Origin of the sequence: Acetobacterium malicum subsp. dehalogenans DSM 11527 (assembly GCF_000472665.1) — a bacterium.
GTDB classification, from domain to species: Bacteria; Bacillota; Clostridia; order Eubacteriales; family Eubacteriaceae; genus Acetobacterium; species Acetobacterium malicum.
In genome coordinates, this window is sequence record NZ_AXAC01000044.1 from 23,224 (window position 1) to 33,712 (window position 10,489).

The 10,489-nt window shown below is 44.0% G+C and carries 11 protein-coding genes, 1 rRNA gene and 1 pseudogene; 10 read left to right on the forward strand and 3 right to left on the reverse strand.

Annotation, left to right across the window (positions count from 1 at the left end):
* Nucleotides 1–129 precede the first annotated feature (129 nt).
* The 3 genes from A3KS_RS0115280 to A3KS_RS0115290 are packed head-to-tail and all read left to right on the forward strand — an operon-like array spanning nt 130 to nt 2,531.
* Nucleotides 130–1,044, forward strand: a complete 915-nt coding sequence (locus tag A3KS_RS0115280) for an ABC transporter ATP-binding protein (protein WP_026395642.1) — start codon at nt 130–132, stop codon at nt 1,042–1,044.
* On the forward strand, nt 1,041–1,793 hold the full coding sequence (locus A3KS_RS0115285; protein ID WP_026395643.1) for an ABC transporter permease: 753 nt from the start codon (nt 1,041–1,043) through the stop codon (nt 1,791–1,793). The genes A3KS_RS0115280 and A3KS_RS0115285 overlap by 4 nt, the downstream gene beginning before the upstream one ends.
* Before the next feature lie 3 nt (nt 1,794–1,796).
* Nucleotides 1,797–2,531 (forward strand): ABC transporter permease, encoded by a 735-nt coding sequence (locus A3KS_RS0115290; RefSeq protein ID WP_026395644.1) that lies wholly within the window; start codon nt 1,797–1,799, stop codon nt 2,529–2,531.
* Between the two features lie 110 nt (nt 2,532–2,641).
* On the opposite strand, the gene A3KS_RS0115295 is transcribed toward A3KS_RS0115290, so the two are convergent.
* Nucleotides 2,642–3,748 (reverse strand): ComEC/Rec2 family competence protein, encoded by a 1,107-nt coding sequence (locus A3KS_RS0115295; RefSeq protein WP_026395645.1) that lies wholly within the window; start codon nt 3,746–3,748, stop codon nt 2,642–2,644.
* A gap of 353 nt (nt 3,749–4,101) precedes the next feature.
* Between A3KS_RS0115295 and A3KS_RS0115300 the strand changes: the two genes are divergently transcribed.
* From A3KS_RS0115300 to rrf, 7 genes are all read left to right on the forward strand, one after another.
* Nucleotides 4,102–5,586: an arylsulfotransferase family protein gene (locus A3KS_RS0115300; protein ID WP_026395646.1), complete on the forward strand. Its 1,485-nt coding sequence runs from the start codon at nt 4,102–4,104 to the stop codon at nt 5,584–5,586.
* A gap of 33 nt (nt 5,587–5,619) precedes the next feature.
* On the forward strand, nt 5,620–5,991 hold the full coding sequence (locus A3KS_RS0115305) for an arsenate reductase family protein (RefSeq protein WP_026395647.1): 372 nt from the start codon (nt 5,620–5,622) through the stop codon (nt 5,989–5,991).
* 105 nt (nt 5,992–6,096) lie between these two features.
* Nucleotides 6,097–6,297, forward strand: a complete 201-nt coding sequence (locus A3KS_RS0115310; protein ID WP_026395648.1) for a hypothetical protein — start codon at nt 6,097–6,099, stop codon at nt 6,295–6,297.
* Between the two features lie 362 nt (nt 6,298–6,659).
* Complete coding sequence (locus tag A3KS_RS0115315) at nt 6,660–7,253, forward strand: TatD family nuclease-associated radical SAM protein (protein WP_026395649.1); 594 nt, start codon at nt 6,660–6,662, stop codon at nt 7,251–7,253.
* Between the two features lie 33 nt (nt 7,254–7,286).
* The gene (locus A3KS_RS0115320) at nt 7,287–8,006 is read left to right on the forward strand and encodes a peptide arginase family protein (protein WP_035356485.1); all 720 of its coding nucleotides are present in this window, start codon (nt 7,287–7,289) and stop codon (nt 8,004–8,006) included.
* 57 nt (nt 8,007–8,063) lie between these two features.
* The gene (locus A3KS_RS0115325) at nt 8,064–8,861 is read left to right on the forward strand and encodes a hypothetical protein (RefSeq protein ID WP_026395651.1); all 798 of its coding nucleotides are present in this window, start codon (nt 8,064–8,066) and stop codon (nt 8,859–8,861) included.
* A 246-nt stretch (nt 8,862–9,107) separates the two neighbouring features.
* Nucleotides 9,108–9,224, forward strand: a 5S ribosomal RNA gene (rrf, locus tag A3KS_RS0115330).
* Between the two features lie 255 nt (nt 9,225–9,479).
* On the opposite strand, the gene A3KS_RS0115335 is transcribed toward rrf, so the two are convergent.
* Nucleotides 9,480–9,689, reverse strand: coding sequence for a TOBE domain-containing protein (locus tag A3KS_RS0115335; RefSeq protein WP_026395652.1), 210 nt, complete (start codon nt 9,687–9,689; stop codon nt 9,480–9,482).
* 630 nt (nt 9,690–10,319) lie between these two features.
* Nucleotides 10,320–10,489 (reverse strand): annotated as a pseudogene (locus A3KS_RS23605) (IS110 family RNA-guided transposase); the annotation flags it as partial.

A 10,489-nucleotide genomic window follows, 5' to 3' on the forward strand; every position in this document is an offset into this window, starting at 1 on the left:
TTATTATACCTGAAAAAATAGTTGGCGTTAGTAGATATGATTAAAATTAAGGTAAAAGTAAGGCCGGAGACAACCCGCCGTAAGGTTCATCGGCTATCATAAAGGTATAAAAAAGAAGGAGTGCATATTATGAGTAATATCATCGAGACTGAGGGTCTCAGCAAACAATATGGAAATATTTATCGGGTCAAGGATGTCGATTTGAAGGTTCCGGAAGGGGCGATTTATGGTTTTTTGGGGCCCAACGGCGCCGGAAAATCGACGACGCTGAAGATGATTCTGGGGTTGGCTAAGCCCACAGAAGGGGAGATTGCGGTTTTTGGGAAACGGGTCAACAGCAAAAACCGCCTGGAAAACCTTAAAAATGTCGGTTCGCTGATTGAGTCACCCAGCTATTACGGGCATCTAACCGGCGAGGAAAACCTGCGGATCTTTCAAACGCTGCGGGGAGTACCGAAACAGAACATTACGGAAGTACTGAAAATAGTCCGGCTGGAGAATCAGCAGAGTAAAAAAGTCAGCCAGTATTCGCTGGGGATGAAACAGCGGTTGGGGCTGGCCAGTGCGTTATTGGGCTATCCCAGGCTGCTGATTCTGGATGAACCCACCAATGGGCTGGACCCGGCTGGGATTCAGGAAATGCGGGAACTGATTCAGTCGCTGCCGCAAAAATTTGGGATGACAGTAGTGGTCTCCAGCCACCTCTTAAGCGAAATTGATCAACTGGCCACCCGGGTGGGAATTATCCGTGAAGGGGAACTGGTTTATCAGGATAGCCTGACCAAGCTGCATCAGTACAGTAAACAGCATCTGGCGGTGCGAACCATGAATAATGAGGTGACCAAATCATTCCTTAGTCAAAATGGCGTGGCCTGGGAAGCCGAGGATGATTATCTGATCATTCCGCAGATGAAAGATACAATGATGGCCGAAATCAGCAAGGCACTGGGACAGAATAATATTGGCCTGGTTCGGATTGAAGAACGAAAAAAGAGCCTGGAGGATATTTTCCTGGAGCTGACGGGAACGGCGGTGAGCTTATGAGCGCCGCAATCGGGATGGAGGTTTTAAAAACAAAAGGCCGCAAGATCTGGCTGGTGGTGGCGGTGATGATGGCGGTTCAGCTGCTCTGGGCGGGCTGGGCTATTTCCAACAAGGATGCCAATGACCTGGCTCAGGGCTGGTTGTTTTTTCTCTATCAGTTTCCGATGCTCAACTGTATCATCATGCCGGTAATTGCCGCGGTAGTCGCTTCGCGTCTGAGCGATGTGGAGCATAAGGGTCAAACCTTTAAGTTGCTGGAAACCATTATTCCGGCGCAGCGGATCTTTGCGGCCAAGTTTATCTGGGGCAGTATCTATATGCTTGGCGCCGCCCTGGGACAGCTGGCCATTATGATCGGCATGGGTTTCGTTCTGCATTTTGGCGGACCAGTGCCTTGGAGCGCGCTGGCGGGCTATCTGTTTTTTACCCTGGTGGTGAGTCTGACCATTTATATCTTTCAACAGGGGGTCTCGATGCTCGTTGCTAATCAAATGGTGCCGATGACCCTGGGACTCGTCGGCGGTTTTATCGGTCTATTCAGTATGTTTTTCCCCCAGGGCTTGCAAAAGCTGATTCTGTGGAGTTATTATGGGGTGCTGATGCAGGTTGGTATGAATTGGGATGAGGCCACCCGAGCGACTGATTTTTACTGGACGGCCATTGATTGGTCAGGGCTCGGTTTGATTTTGGTTTTCTTTGTACTGATTTATGGAATCGGCCGAATTTTATTTGTGAGAAAAGAGGTCTGAGCGATGCTGATACGTGTTCTAAAAGCAGAAATAATCAAGATGCACCACAGCCCGGTGTGGCTGGCTTTTTTACTGATTCCCATTATTCCGGCCTTTATGGGAACCTTTAATTATTTGAACAACCTGGGAATACTGGAGAATCAGTGGTACAGCCTGTGGACTCAGCATACCCTGTTTGCCTGTTACTTTTTCCTGCCGGTATTGATTGGGATCTATGCGTCCTATCTGTTTCGGCTGGAACATGCCAATCATAATTGGAATGCGGTGATGACCGCCCCGGTTCTGATCACACAGTTATTTATGGCTAAACTGATGATGGGCTGGCTGATGGTGATTTTGACTCAGCTCTGGATTGGACTGTTGTTTATCATTTCGGGATTGCTGGCCGGGCTGGCGGGACCGATCCCGCCGGAATTATCAGTCTGGCTTTTGTTTGGAGCGTTGGGGGGCATGGTGGTATGCGCTTTGCAGCTTTGTCTATCGCTGGTGATTCGCAGCTTTGCGGTGCCGGTGGGCATTGCTCTGATGGGCGGGATTGCCGGGTTGGCACTGTTGTCGCAAGGCTACGGCATCTACTTTCCCTATGCGCTAATCACCTTGGGCATGCGAGCCAATGATCCGGCGGCACCGATGGCGGTGAGCGAAATTTCCTTTCTGATCGCCTGCGCTGTTTTTATCGCTGGGTTTTGTCTATTTGCCATCACCTGGTTAAAACGGCGGGATGTGGTGACGGGTTAATCAACTGCGTTCAAATCCAAAGTAAAAGAATCACAAAAACAAAGCAAAAAAACAGGCCAGTGTTTAGCGACAATTATCGCTAAACACTGGCCTTGATGATTTCGCACTTTTTAACTGGGCGGCTTACAGATCCCACAGGGGGTCAATCCCTGGGCATGCACCTCGTCCAGACTGTTTAAATAGATCCGGTTGGCTTCTTTCGGTAAGCCGGAGCAGCTGGGCAGATGATAAACCTTGGAGTTTTTATTGCCAATATAGCTGGCATTCTCGGCCGTGGCGGTATTGGCTGGGGTTTCCGAAACGGGGTTGGCCGTTATTGAAGAGAGGCCGTTATCCACCTCCTGATAAGGCTGGGTCGGGGCAAGGCCGGTTTTGTCAAAACTCAGTTGGTCACCTTTACTGGTGGCCACGATGGTTCCTAGCAGGTCGGTGCGGAAAATGGTCGCGCCGGCATCGTTAAGCCGACTCAGGGTTTCCTCATGAGGGTGGCCATAGTCGTTGTTGACTCCGGCGGAGATCACCGCGTAACGGGGGTTCACCGTTCGCAGAAACAGATAACCGGTGGAGGAGTAGCTGCCATGATGGCCCACTTTAAGCACATCAGCCGCCAGATCGAGGTTCTGGGCCAGCAGTTCCTTTTCAGCCGTCTCTTCCATATCGCCAGTCAGCAGAAAGCGATGGGCACCATGGGTTACCTTGATCACCAGGGAATCATCATTGACGTCCTCATGGGCCTTGAGAGGGCCCAGAAAATTGATGGTGGAGCTGCCAAAAGCCATCGCTGTTCCCGGGCTGGGGGTGAAAATGGGGATGTTTTTAGATTTAGCTGCGGCGACCAGGTTTTGGGAAGCGGTGGTTTTTGCAGAGTTGGTCAGATATAAATTGCCGACATCCAGATTGGTCACCACATCGGTCAGTCCGCCGGCATGGTCATTGTGGTTGTGGGTAGCCACCACATAGTCCAGTTGATTGATGCCCAGATCATTAAGGTAGTTGATGATTTCCTTGCCATATTCGGGATTGCCACCGTCAATCAACATCGTTTCGTTATTATCCACCAGCAGCATGGCATCGCCCTGACCCACATCGAGAAAGTGGACCGCCAGTGAATCTTCGGGGATAAAGGTCGTCTGTGGGCCGGATAAAAACTGACAACCAGTGACGATCATCAGCAGGCTTAAAATAAGTGCGGCAATAAGAAAAAGTTTTCGTTTCATGTTCAATTCCTCCGTAGCTTTATTTTAGCATATTTAAGGAAGTCTTGCCTGTTATTTAATTAAAAACCGATCGCCGACAGCACTGCTGAGAAGCGCTTGAACAGGGTTTACCAACAAGCTGACGGGCATTAATAGAGGCTGCCAAAAGCCTGGGAAAATTTCCGGCCTTTACCTTTTTACGGGAATACGTTACAATAGTCTGATGAATGGCTGGACCGTTCATTTAAGAAAGTCGGACAGGTCACATGAAAATTTAAAGTAGATGTGATAAAATCATCTCAATGCTTAAAATACAAAGGCGTATTTGATAGGAGAGGCATCGGAAATGATGGGGAACAGAAGGAGACAAATTAATGGATAGTTCAAGAAAATTTCTTATTGTATCAATCAGTGCGGCAGTGCTGTTGATCATTTTAGTCAGTTGCACACTGGCCTACTCAGGGCGGGATAATACCCTGATGTCAGACAAAACCCTGAGCTTTGAAATCAACGGATTTAATGTGGAGCTGCCACTTTCAGAAAACGATGCAGTGTACGATGCGGTGAGCTTAAGCAGTATTACTGAAAATAAAATAAAATTACTCAATGAGGTCGGAGCCACTGTTAAAATAGATGGCAAGGGTATTGGCGCCGGGACAACCATGGATTTAAAGCTGGACGAGCTTTCGTCCGGCGAACTGATAAAAATACAGGTTGGCAACGAAAAGGATGAACGAGTGATTTATCTGAGAACTTTATCATCGCAACTGCCAGAAATTATTTCTGCCGGAGCAAGCAGTTACGAGGGAAATTACTTTACCGCCGTGGCAACCGGGGGGGCCGCCTTATATGAACTGAATAATCAGGGTGAAGTTGTTTTTTATATCGCAAAATCTCCGGAAAAAGCCAATGGTGAATCCTATCGGGATTTTAAAAAGCACGTTTTTGAAAATGGCACCGTTCGTTACAGCTATCAACGGGTATACGGCGACAGCAACGGCATTGGTTATGCCGTGGGTGAGCGGGTGATTCTGGACGAACAGTATGAAGAAATAGATACCATTACCCTAGCCCAAAGTGATTTGGCTAATGAAGGAGATCCAGTTGATGGTCGGGATTTCATCCTAATTGATGATAACCACTATATTGTCGAAGCCTCTCAATTGGTGCTGGTGCAAAATGTCCCTGACGGGTTGGGCGCCAACACGATGGGATCAAAGGTGGTTCGTAATCTGATTCAGGAAGTTAAAGATGATCAGGTCGTCTTTGAATTTTCCACTGACTCCCATCCGGAATTTTATGGACTGAGTGTTACTGACCATGATTACAGCAACACCATCAGCCAGAGTCCCGATTATGCCGGATTGAATCGGATGATCATCGATCCTACCGATAATAATCTGATTGTCTCCTTTGGAAACATGAATACGATTATGAAAATCGATCGGGAAACCCGGGATGTCATCTGGAAATTATCCGGCAACGGCGATGAATTTGGGATGTCTCCGGAGCAAAAAACAGCGGGACAAACTGATTTGGCGATCACCGCCGAAGGGGAATTAACCGTATTTGACAATGCCACAAGCACCGGTCAAACCCGAATCCTGAAAATAAAACTGGATGAAGTCAATAAGAAAATCCTCGGATACCAGGAATACAAGGTGCCAGGAAAAACCGCCCTGGCCTACGGCAGTGCCCAGAAAATCGGTGATAACATTGAAGTCTACACAATCGGATGGGGTCTGCTCAAAGACGGTAATGTGGCGATTTCCGAAATAGATTTCAACACTGGTAAAAAACTGCTGGAAGTTACCTTGTCTCAGGGCGTGGCCAATGACCGGGTTCAAAAGTTCAAATAGAAAAAAGTTTAGCTCAGGGAATCGAGGAAAATCATGAAACCATTATTTTTATGCTACCCCAAATGTTCAACCTGTCAGAAAGCGAAAAAGTTTCTGGCAGAAAATCAGATCGATGTGGAAGAACGGCATATTGTTGAGGATCATCCCCACAAAGACGAATTGATTAAATGGATGAATCGCTATCAGGGCGAAGCCAAAAAGTTTTTTAATACCAGCGGTCTGGTTTATCGGGATATGGAACTTAAAGACAAGGTTAAAACAATGACTCCGGATCAGATGGCGGAAGTGTTGGCTACCAATGGGATGCTGGTGAAGCGACCGCTGGTTATTTTGGCTGATACTGTCCTCGTCGGCTTCAAAGAAGAGCAGTGGAAAGCCGCATTATTGACCGATAAGCAGGATTAATCCCCAAAGTGGCCGTTATTTTTTCCTATAAATGATTTGTAAGCGCAGCAGGGATGGTCTATAATGAAAAAAGGATTATTAATCGAATACAAAGGAGAAAGTTAAATGTCACGAAAAACCATTGAAAAATTCAAAAAACAACCTGAGACTGATGTGGTGGAAATAGTTGAAATGGAACTGACTGAATATACCTACCCCAAAAGTGGCGTTGGTATCTGTCCTCAATGTGGCGGTAAAATGAACGGTGTTGGGCTTGACTGGGAATGTGAAGGCTGTGACTTAAAGCTTGTCGGTCCGGTATTTTAAAAAAACAGACGAATAAAGAACCGAAGGAAGCACATTTGCCAACAAAGTCGATTGGAAGATGTGCTTTTTTATTTAATATTGCGCTGAAGATTTGGCAGCTGGAGTAGAAAGAAAGCTTAAATATTTCCAAATGACAAGAGGAATAATTAGAGATATTCCTAGAAAATCATGATTTTACGTGACATCATGATTAAATATGGTAAAATGTTGATAACTTTTTATAACATTTGTTTGAAAGCAAGGACTCGATTAAACAATTTGACCGCGTTTCCCAATGCCCCGTAAGTCCTGATGAAGATAATGGATAAGCGAAGAAAATATACAAACAAATAAAAACAAACAAATTCCTGGAGGAAAATAAAATGACGATTACCTATGAATTAGGGAAATCTTTATATGCGAACATAACGAATCGATGTAGCAATGCCTGTACGTTTTGCGTAAGAAAAGATGAACCGACAATTAATGGAGTTGACGATCTCTGGCTGGAAAAAGAACCAACTCAGGAAGAAATACTGGAAGATATTTTAAAACGGGATCTGGATCAATATGATGAATTAGTTTTTTGCGGATATGGCGAGCCGACTTATCGTCTGGACGAAATCTGTGCCATTGCCAAAGACGTGAAAAAAAACCATGTGATTCCAATTCGTCTTAACACCAACGGTCATGGCAACTTGATCTTTAAAAAAGATATGACGCCCCTGTTAAAAGATGCCATTGATGTGGTATCGATCAGCTTAAATGCAAAAAATAAAAGTGAATACGATGAATTATGCCGTCCTGTTTTTGAAGATGCCTATGACGAACTGTTGGAGTTTGCCCGATTGGCCGGAAGATATACCAAGGTGGTTTTAACCATTGTCGATATACTACCGATTGAGGATCAGGAAGCTTGCCGCAGAATCAGTCAATCAGTAGGGGCAGAGTTACGGATCCGTTCATATATTGATTAATGATAATTGTCGGCGGGAGGAACCGATCCTGATATGAGTAACAGCAATTTAAATCCTCGCTGCCTGAGTATCGGTGGTAAAGAAATCCGGGTCGTAGACGACCATCAATATGTGCTGCTAATTTGGGGCCGATTGTTTCAAAACCGAAAACAGCCAATGGTACTGGTCAGTATTGATTACCATCCGGACACCAACCCGCCGTTCTGGCTATGGGCCTATCAAAAAGCCATGGCCATCGATCCTGACCGGGAAGTCGAACTGGTCGAAAAGTTTCAGCGTCGAATGCTGGCCGCCCTGGAGCCTTTCGATTTGGATAGTGTTCAAAGGGTCATGGGTCAGATGCGCAATGATGAGCATATCAATACCGCTCTGGAGTTAGGCTATCTGAGCAATTACCATATGATCAATTGTATGGAAAAACACGTTTATTCAAGGGGCAGCCACTATCTGGTACCCGAAAACCAATTTGGAAGCCTTGAGGACAGCATGTTTAAAAGCATCAATCTGCCGCTGGAAAAGATCAGCACTGCGGATTTGATCCTTGATATTGATCTGGACTATTTTATGCACCCGCAAAATTTAGCGCTGGATCTTAATCAAAACAGCATGTTTATAGATCTAGTCAAGCAGGCCCGGATTATCACTGTGGCTCGTTCAAGAACGTATTTTGATTTTTTAAAAACGGATCAGTTTACGATTGAAAGCTGCGAAGATAAACTCATCGACCTGTTGGAAAAGATTATTCGCAGATAGATACAAAAAGGGCACGTCAGAGCAGAACCGCGAAAACGACGATGGGAGATAGACCTTATGGGAAAATACAGTGAAGAAACTCGAATCATTAATCGGTCGAAAGACCAATGTGAAGCTCGCCTATTGGCTTTTGACGTCAGTAAATATGATTTAAAAAACCATATAACTGACAAAGAAGAAAGTCTGCTCGTTTTCCATACGAAAATTGTTTTCTCAGCCAATGGCCAGCGGATTACCGTTAAGCTTAAAAATATTGATGATCACTCAACCGAAGTTAACGTGCGGTCGGAACTGACTTCAAATGTCCTGACGAACGACCGTGGTGTGAATAAAAAAAATATTAATACTATCTACAGCTATCTGAATCAAGAAAAAACAGCCACTCAGGAACAGCAACCAGAAAGCGCAGGAAATAACCAACCGCCCAAAACGAAAAAGAAGATGTTTTGCTGGGGTAAAAACACTTCTGATGTAAAAATGTCGATGATGGCCAGTTATCTGGGCGGGTACAAAGAATTTGAAAAGTCGATTAAAGGAACCCTGGAAATTCATGAAGCCGGCATTGACTTCGGAGTCATGGGTCCCAAGTTTACAATTGAATTTTTAAATATGAAATCCGTCACTATTGCTTCAACCTTGGATATTGAACAAAATCAGGCCTGGCAATCGACCTGCTTCAATGACGAACTCCAGAAGGATAAAACCGATTATCAAAAAGAAAAGAAAAACAAGCTGGTCGTTACCTATCAGAATGAGTCGGGACAAACCCAGTGTATTTTTAGAGCCGACAATTCATTTGAGGTAGAAAAGAGCGTTTTAAAAGCGCAAATGTTAATCCAGGACTTGATGGAATAATATAATCAAAAAAAGATTTGACAAACGAAACAGAACGACGTATAATAGAGAAGTTGAAATAAACAAGAACTGAATATACATAGCAAGTAGGAACAAGGAACATCTTTTTCTCTAAAAATATTTGATGAGTATTAAAGATTATTTTTAGAAAAAAAGATGGACAGTTTAGCCGGTTCAACCGCTAACGCTCCATTGAACCTATTTGTTTCAGACGATTTACAATCGCCTGAAACAAAGCTAAACTAGTCTCGCGACGATGGCGGAAGGGCCACACCTGTTCCCATACCGAACACAGAAGTAAAGTCTTCCAGCGCCGAAAGTACTTGGTGGGNAACTGCCTGGGAGGATAGGACGTTGCGGGACTTTTTATTTGCGTGAAACAACGAGCCATGCGGCGAAAAATATAAAAAGAGCGGTGAAGGAGCAAATTTATTTGTTCTTTCACCGCTCTTTTTGTATTTTTCAGGAAGGAGCCATCTGGCGACTGACGCGACTGAGACGCAGCGCAGCGGAGACGAGGTGCCGCATGAGCGAGTATAACGGCAGTGAAGTTGTACGGCTTCAATAAAAAAGCAGATGATAAAATCATCTGCTCGGGTGATTGTGACAAGAATAGAATTAATCAACCATCAACATAACGGATGTTGCTTTGACAATGGCTGTTGCTTCAGAACCAACTGATAAACCTAAATCTTTGATAGCTGCCATCGAAATAGTAGAGGAAATAACATTTCCGCCGCCGATGTCAATTTTCACGATTCCGTTGACAGAGCCTTCTTCAATACCAACAACCTTGCCTTTTAACTGATTTCTTGCACTTAGTTTCATATTTTCCTCCTAGAATTTGTTTGTAGTAACCAATAACTTTCGTTACGAATATTGAAACATATGAAACTTAAACAAAGCTTTAAATTCTTCCTAAATTCATTATTATATCGATTTAAATGGCGTTTTAAAAGGAAAAGATGAATTTTTTTGATCGGAGTAATTAAAAATGATCATTCGGGAGATAGTGGTTAGTATTTCCTTTAATTATTATTAAATTTATTGTATTTCGATTCGTTGTGGTGACTTTCAACTAATTATATGACGTTTGGTTTGTTCAAGTTGATTTCGCCACGGCTCCAGCCGGTTTGGTAAATGGTCAAACGAAGCCAAACGGGGTTGAACTGGCCGGAGATAAGATTAATAGAGTCAAGTGATTGAATTTTTTACGGAATACCGTCGATCGATATAAGGTAGAAAAGCGCCATCATCTTTTTGTATCAAAATGTTTAATTAAAGTTTTGAACGGTATAATTTCAAGTAATGAATAGCAAGTTTAAAGAAAAAAGCCTGCAAATAAAAAGTCAATAGGAAATTGAAAGTTTTGTAAAAAGTTATATTCAAGATAATGAAGCACGACAAAAAGACCAGCAACTATCGTTGGTCTGAAGATAAGGATATTTGTGGTGAGTGTTATGAAAGAGATAGCAGGTATTCTTTTACTCGTCCATAGTAGATACGCAGAAACTTATTAGCGCCTGCGGTCATGTAAACATAGTAAGGCTTGCCTTGGGCACGTTTCTTATCGAGAAACTGATAAACAGCATCATCCTGTGGCTTGGTCTTGATAAGAGCATCCATGA

What these genes read in the sequence shown, in the direction of transcription:
- A3KS_RS0115320 (WP_035356485.1), top strand. Translation starts at nt 7,287, where the DNA reads ATGAGTAACAGCAATTTAAATCCTCGCTGCCTGAGTATCGGTGGTAAA.
- A3KS_RS0115315 (WP_026395649.1), top strand. Translation starts at nt 6,660, where the DNA reads ATGACGATTACCTATGAATTAGGGAAATCTTTATATGCGAACATAACG.
- A3KS_RS0115310 (WP_026395648.1), top strand. Translation starts at nt 6,097, where the DNA reads ATGTCACGAAAAACCATTGAAAAATTCAAAAAACAACCTGAGACTGAT.
- A3KS_RS0115295 (WP_026395645.1), bottom strand. Translation starts at nt 3,748, where the DNA reads ATGAAACGAAAACTTTTTCTTATTGCCGCACTTATTTTAAGCCTGCTG.
- A3KS_RS0115285 (WP_026395643.1), top strand. Translation starts at nt 1,041, where the DNA reads ATGAGCGCCGCAATCGGGATGGAGGTTTTAAAAACAAAAGGCCGCAAG.
- A3KS_RS0115280 (WP_026395642.1), top strand. Translation starts at nt 130, where the DNA reads ATGAGTAATATCATCGAGACTGAGGGTCTCAGCAAACAATATGGAAAT.
- A3KS_RS0115305 (WP_026395647.1), top strand. Translation starts at nt 5,620, where the DNA reads ATGAAACCATTATTTTTATGCTACCCCAAATGTTCAACCTGTCAGAAA.
- A3KS_RS0115335 (WP_026395652.1), bottom strand. Translation starts at nt 9,689, where the DNA reads ATGAAACTAAGTGCAAGAAATCAGTTAAAAGGCAAGGTTGTTGGTATT.
- A3KS_RS0115325 (WP_026395651.1), top strand. Translation starts at nt 8,064, where the DNA reads ATGGGAAAATACAGTGAAGAAACTCGAATCATTAATCGGTCGAAAGAC.
- A3KS_RS0115300 (WP_026395646.1), top strand. Translation starts at nt 4,102, where the DNA reads ATGGATAGTTCAAGAAAATTTCTTATTGTATCAATCAGTGCGGCAGTG.
- A3KS_RS0115290 (WP_026395644.1), top strand. Translation starts at nt 1,797, where the DNA reads ATGCTGATACGTGTTCTAAAAGCAGAAATAATCAAGATGCACCACAGC.